The 5,197-nt window shown below is 45.1% G+C and carries 5 protein-coding genes; 4 read left to right on the forward strand and 1 reads right to left on the reverse strand.

Going from position 1 to position 5,197, the window contains the following annotated elements; genetic code table 11:
• Window positions 1-8: 8 nt before the first annotated feature.
• A complete protein-coding gene (locus DDR33_RS15040) occupies window positions 9-1,094 on the reverse strand; it encodes an AI-2E family transporter (RefSeq protein WP_238387817.1) in 1,086 nt (361 codons plus the stop codon).
• A gap of 114 nt (window positions 1,095-1,208) precedes the next feature.
• Here DDR33_RS15040 and DDR33_RS15045 point away from each other — a divergent pair, with 114 nt between their 5' ends.
• The 4 genes from DDR33_RS15045 to DDR33_RS15060 all read left to right on the forward strand — a co-directional run bounded on the left by DDR33_RS15045 (window position 1,209) and on the right by DDR33_RS15060 (window position 5,169).
• On the forward strand, window positions 1,209-2,891 hold the full coding sequence (locus tag DDR33_RS15045) for a helix-hairpin-helix domain-containing protein (RefSeq protein WP_109416633.1): 1,683 nt from the start codon (window positions 1,209-1,211) through the stop codon (window positions 2,889-2,891).
• A complete protein-coding gene (locus DDR33_RS15050) occupies window positions 2,888-3,844 on the forward strand; it encodes a glycosyltransferase family 9 protein (protein WP_109416634.1) in 957 nt (318 codons plus the stop codon). Before DDR33_RS15045 ends, DDR33_RS15050 begins: the two co-directional genes overlap by 4 nt.
• Window positions 3,845-3,906: 62 nt before the next feature.
• Window positions 3,907-4,617, forward strand: a complete 711-nt coding sequence (locus DDR33_RS15055) for an outer membrane beta-barrel protein (RefSeq protein ID WP_109416635.1) — start codon at window positions 3,907-3,909, stop codon at window positions 4,615-4,617.
• A gap of 54 nt (window positions 4,618-4,671) precedes the next feature.
• Entirely contained in the window at window positions 4,672-5,169 is a 498-nt protein-coding gene (locus DDR33_RS15060; protein ID WP_109416636.1) for a SixA phosphatase family protein, read from the forward strand.
• Window positions 5,170-5,197: the final 28 nt, after the last annotated feature.

Consider the following 5,197-nt stretch of genomic DNA (forward strand, 5'->3'; position numbering starts at 1 on the left):
CCCAACCCTCACTTCCTCCCCAGCAACTTCCTCATCCTCTCCCCCCATCCCTTTCGCTGTTTAGAATCTCCTCCTATCAGATACGCATAAGGCTTGAGAGATTCTATATTATCAAACAGGATTTTGGTAATGCCCAGTAAAGGAATAGCGAGGATCATCCCGGCAATCCCCCAAAGGCTCTCTCCCAGCACCAGAACCACTATTGTGAACAAAGGATTAATATTCACCTCAGCACCTACCACCAGCGGCTCCAGGATATAAGATTGAATGAACTGAACAAAGAGATAAGTACCCAGGACTCCAAATATCAGCCCGGAACCTTCCCCCTGGGAAACCGCCATCAGCACTGCAATTCCAGTCCCCGTAAGGTTTCCGACAAAAGGAACAATCTCCAGGATACCGCATAATATCGCAAAAAACACCGCGCTTTTAAGCCCAGCAATAGAGAACCCGATGCTGTAAAAAATCCACAACATCACAATCATCATAGAGAGGCCCGAAAGATACTGGTAAGCAACCTTGGCAGACTGGCTGATCACTTTCTCTGTACGGTCTATTTCTTCAGCGGGGACCAGCATCAGGATAAACTTTTTAAGCCGGTGCCTGAAGTAAATGAATAAAAAAGCGTAGACCGTCACAAGAACAAAATCTACCAGCACCCCCATTGTTCCGGTGACCATGCTGGCCATCTGAACAACTCCCGAAGATTGTTGCTGCTGTTCAATGATCTCCTTTTGTTTCTCACCTGAAATCCCGATCGCCGTACTCAGAAAGTCCCGTATCTTTCCAATCAGGCCGGAAATCTGCTGCTGCATCTCCGACACATCTGTTGCCAGGTCAGACACCTGCCACACAATGAGCGCTAAGATCCCTCCCGCTATAAGCAACAGACCGAGAAGACACATCACAATAGCAATACCTTTGTGAATGCCTTTTCTTTCGAGACGACGGCTGAAGGGCAGTATTAGAGTGGCTAACAGGCCGCCGAAAGTTAAAGGGATCAAAAATTCACGGGCGAAATAAAGACCGCCAATTATGAGGAACAAGAGCAAAAGGGTCTGAACCGATTTCGATATGGATATATTCTGTGCCACCCCCCTGCTAACAACACAAAAAGAAAAATAGTTTTGAAACGGAGCCCGCATTGCATGTCCGCATGGAGCTTTTCTTTTCCTGCAAACACCTTTTATATGTATGTTTGAAAAAATATGGAGAACAAAACCATTGCACGGACATTAAGGCTGCTTAGTCAGCTAATGGAACTGCATAACGAGAACCCGTTTAAGGTTAAAACAATAGCTTCTGCTGCTTTTACAGTGGATAAACTCCCTTATTCCCTCTCAAAAAAAAGCCTGCCGGAGATCGAAAAGATCAATGGAATAGGAAAAAGCACAGCCTCTAAAGTCTGGGAACTGATTGAAACCGGATCTCTTGAAGAGGTAACAACCCTGCTAGCCCAAACGCCGCCCGGAATCGTGGAAATTATGAGCATAAAAGGTCTCGGCCCTAAGAAAGTGCTGGTAATATGGAAAGAACTGGGAATAGAAAGCGCTGGCGAACTCCTTTACGCATGCAATGAGAATCGTCTTATTGAAGCGAAAGGTTTTGGACTGAAAACCCAGGAAGAAATCAGGAAAGCCATAGAATTCAAGATGGCAAATGAAGGGCATTTTCTTTATGCACATATTGAACCAATGGCAAATGTCCTGCTGGATACGCTCCGGCAAAGTTTACCGGGTACCCCTGTATCCTTCAGCGGAGCATTCCGACGCAGATGTGAAGTGCTTAGCAAAGTAGAATTTCTCATCGGAAAAGATCTCAGCGACGACATCGGTTTATACATAGAGTCACTGGAAGATATTAGTGAAATAACCAGGGAAGAAGACAGGATCAGCTTTACCACAAATGCCGGGGTGAAAGTCGAATTGCAATTCTGCCCGGAAGAAAGATTTGCCCTGGAACTGTTTGAACGGACTGGATCAGAAAAGCACGTCAACATGGTGAAAGAGCTCCTGGCAGGAGACACCTTCCTGGCAGCAGATGAAATCCAGCTCTATGCGCGTGCCGGACTTCCGTTCATTGAACCTGAGCTGAGGGAAGGGCTGAATGAGATTAAGCTGGCGGAAGCGGATAAACTTCCTGAATTACTTGAATATACAGACCTGAAAGGCACGCTCCATAATCACAGCACGTGGAGTGACGGGGTGAATACGCTGGAAGAAATGGCGCTGTACTGCCGGGATGAACTTCATCTGGAGTATTTGGGGATTTGCGACCATTCGAAATCTGCTTTTTATGCAAAGGGACTCAATGAAGAACGTGTGCTGGCGCAGCACAGGGAGATAGACCAGATCAATCAAAAGTTCGCCCCCTTTAAAATATTCAAAGGGATCGAATCGGATATCCTGTTCGACGGATCGCTGGACTACCCGGCGGAGATCCTCTCCACCTTCGATTTTATAGTCGCATCCATCCATTCTGTCTTTAAAATGACGGAAGAAAAAGCAACTTCCAGGCTCATTGCTGCCATCGAAAATCCCTACACAACGATCCTGGGGCACCCTACCGGCCGGATGCTCCTCGCACGAAAAGGATATCCGGTAGACTTTAAAAAAGTAATTGATGCATGTGCCGCAAATGGGGTCGTGATCGAAATAAATTCCAATCCGTTAAGGCTTGATCTTGACTGGCGCTGGCATCAGTACGCACTTGAAAAAGGGGTGATGCTGTCAGTTAACCCGGATGCTCACAGCAACAAGAGCTTCCGCGACATGCATTTTGGAGTACTGACAGCCCGCAAAGGGGGCGTCTCTGCTAATAGTTGTTTAAATACTTTTAGTAAGGATGAAATAGAAGCATTCTTTAAACAAAAGAAATCAGCCAGATCTTGAAAATACTGATCATACGTTTAAGCTCAATAGGCGACATTGTCCTCACAACCCCCGTGATCCGCTGCATCAAACAGCAGATTAAAGGGGCCGAAGTACATTTTTTAACCAAGGCATCTTTTGAGTCTGTTCTCCGCAGCAACCCTTATATAGATCAGCTTCACCTGTTTAAAGGAGATCTGAATGCTACCACCAGGGAACTGAAGGCAGAACATTTTGACTATGTCATTGATCTGCATAAAAACCTTCGCACGCTCAGGATGAAGATGCGCCTGGGAGTAAAATCATCCTCCTTTGATAAACTCAATATAGAGAAATGGCTGCTGGTTAACTTCAAAGTCAACAAGATGCCCGCAGTGCATATTGTCGACAGGTACCTGGCAGCAGCAGCTCCTTTAGGAGTACAAAATGACGGCAAAGGACTCGATTATTTTCTTGAAAAGGAACACGACCTATCCGGTCTTCTTCCTCCTTCCCACCAAAAATATACAGGGTTTGTGATCGGTGGCCAGCATGCAACCAAACGGCTGCCGCAGGAAAAAATTATAGCGGCGTGCAAATTAGTAAACGCCCCAATCGTACTGTTAGGCGGAAAAGAAGATGCTGCAAGAGCAGAAGAGATATGCCGGGGCACGGGAGAATATGTGTTTAACGGCTGCGGCAAATTCAACCTCGACCAGTCTGCCTTCCTCGTAAAAATGGCTGATACGATCGTTACCCATGATACAGGGCTGATGCATATTGCCGCTGCTTTCAATAAGCGGATCGTCTCCATCTGGGGAAACACGGTACCCGAATTCGGGATGTATCCCTATAAAGCCGACCATCAAAAAATCATTGAAGTGAAGGGGCTTCCCTGCCGGCCATGTTCAAAAATAGGATACCCCGAATGCCCTCAGAAACACTTCAGATGCATGTACGATACCGACCTGGATCAGTTGAAAGATTTTATATAAAGTATTGTACATCTGCTCCCTTTTTTCTTATTTCGCCCCCGAGGAACTAAAAGCCTTATCACATGAAAAAATTATTTATTATCACAGCATTACTTTTCTCAGGTTCGTCCTTATACTCTCAGATACAGTATGGTTCAGGGGTACGTTTTGGCGTTAAGGCAGGGGTAAATATCTCGAGTATGAATATTAAGGGAGGAATGAGTGACATTTATCCAAGTCCGTCCTATAGGCTGGGATATAATATAAGCGGTATTGCGAATATTCAGCTCAGTAAAATCCTGTATTTTCAGCCCGGTATCTCCCTGACAGAAAAAGGGTTTAAAGCAGAGCGGAAGTCAGTAAAAGAGCTTTATTTCGGCGACATGGAGCTTTCACCCGAAGAACAGGTTATCAGAATTTGGTATAAAAGAGAGCGAAGAGCTCTCTGCGTAGAAATGCCATTAAATATTATTCTAAAATTTGATACAGGCAATGGTAAAATCCCGTTTGGAGCAGGCCCCTATGTCGCTTATGGGATAAGCTATAAAGACAAGATACACCAAAGAGCGGAATATAAAGGGATGGTACAATCAGAGGAAATAGAAAGAGACCTCTTTAAACAGGGAGCAAACAAATTTGATTACGGATTCAACTTTCTTACGGGATACGAATTAAACAACGGTCTTTTCCTCCATGGAGGTTATGGCTTAGGTTTAGGCAAACTTAATGATGATTCAGAAGGCACATCTGCCAAACATAAACTCTTTACCGTATCATTAGGCTTTTTATTCTAGCTAAAGAATTCTTATAATTGTGCAGCCCTTTTAAGGGCTGTTTTTTTATACCCAATGAAAAGATTACTTCTCATCCGTCATGCCAAATCCGACTGGGCAAATCATGAACTGCAGGACTTCGACAGGCCTCTGAACAAAAGAGGAAACAAGAATGCCCCGGAAATGGCTTCAAGGCTGTTAAACCAGAAACTGGTTCCAGAGCTCCTCGTAACGAGCCCGGCTTTAAGAGCCTTCAGCACCGCAGAATACTTTGCAGACGTTCTGGGCCTCGAAAAAGCAGGCATTGTCCAGGAAAAAGATATCTACGAAGCTTCATCCTCCACTCTCATGAGTATCATCAACTCATTTGACGACCAATACAATTTTGTCGCGCTGATCGGTCATAACCCCGGTCTTACCAATCTGGCGATCAACCTCTGCAACTGCGACGTCTACAATATTCCAACCTGCGGAATGATGCTTATACAATTCCCATTCGATCACTGGAATATGATCAGTTACTGGACCGGAGATCAGAAAATGTATGATTATCCCAAAAGCACCATCGAGTAACCCCATCTATATTTAGCTTCCCCCCCGG

The sequence above is a fragment of the Pararcticibacter amylolyticus genome (assembly GCF_003130405.1).
Lineage (GTDB): Bacteria > Bacteroidota > Bacteroidia > Sphingobacteriales > Sphingobacteriaceae > Arcticibacter > Arcticibacter amylolyticus.